Annotated in this window: 1 protein-coding gene; it reads left to right on the forward strand. The window is 60.0% G+C overall.

Annotated elements, in window-relative coordinates; translation table 11 throughout:
• Positions 1 to 575, forward strand: a 575-nt coding sequence (locus PQQ96_RS42180) for an electron transfer flavoprotein-ubiquinone oxidoreductase (protein WP_408303359.1), incomplete at both ends; no start/stop codon positions are given.

Genomic DNA, 575 nt, shown 5'->3' on the forward strand with positions numbered 1-575 from the left:
TACAAGACGCATCCGGCGATCCGCTCGATTCTGGAAGGCGGCAAGCGGGTGTCGTACGGCGCGCGGGCAATCACCGCGGGTGGTCTGCTGTCGCTGCCGAAGCTGGTGTTCCCGGGTGGCGCGCTGGTGGGTGACGATGCAGGTTTCCTGAATGCGTCGCGGATCAAGGGCTCGCATGCGGCGATCAAGACCGGCATGCTGGCTGCTGATGCTGCATTTGAAGCCGTGCAGGCCGGACGCACCAGCGATGAACTCACCGCGTATCCGGAGTCGTTCAAGACTTCGTGGCTGCATACCGAGTTGCATCGTGCGCGCAACTTCAAGCAGTGGATGAGCAAGGGCCTGTACCTCGGCACCCTGATGGTCGGCATCGAGCAGAAGCTGCTGGGCGGCAATGTGCCCTGGACGCTGCATCACCAGCATTCCGATCACGAAATGCTCAAGCCTGCTTCGCAGTGCAAGCCGATTGTCTATCCGAAGCCGGATGGAAAGCTGACATTCGACCGGTTGTCGTCAGTGTTCATCTCGAACACCAACCATGAAGAAAATCAGCCGGCTCACCTGACGCTGAAAGA

The sequence above is a fragment of the Paraburkholderia sediminicola genome (assembly GCF_046027825.1).
In the GTDB taxonomy this organism is placed as follows: Bacteria; Pseudomonadota; Gammaproteobacteria; order Burkholderiales; family Burkholderiaceae; genus Paraburkholderia; species Paraburkholderia sediminicola_D.